At 47.2% G+C, this 212-nt stretch carries 1 protein-coding gene; it reads right to left on the bottom strand.

The features are described from left to right. Positions 1-187 (bottom strand): hypothetical protein (locus tag CWC28_RS22475; RefSeq protein WP_212746847.1); only part of this gene is annotated, 187 nt, incomplete at its 3' end. Positions 188-212: the final 25 nt, after the last annotated feature.

The following is a 212-nucleotide window of genomic DNA, read 5'->3' as shown; positions in this document are numbered from 1 at the left end:
TAGCCTGGGCAATCTGCCTGAACATCGATTGACTGGAGAGATCGATTCCTGCTCCCCTATGCGATCTTATTAGACCTTGAAAGTAGTCCCTCATTTCCCAGCCTTCCGGCGACTGCAAACCTGTCACCTGAATCAGAAGCTGATATATTGCTTCAGGGTTTTTCCGACACCTGAATAATTCCTTCATAGTCTGCTCGGTAATTGGAAGTCCT

This window comes from Pseudoalteromonas sp. S4492 (assembly GCF_005886115.1).
In the GTDB taxonomy this organism is placed as follows: domain Bacteria; phylum Pseudomonadota; class Gammaproteobacteria; order Enterobacterales; family Alteromonadaceae; genus Pseudoalteromonas; species Pseudoalteromonas gelatinilytica.
This window is presented reverse-complemented; position numbering and strand designations above follow the sequence as displayed.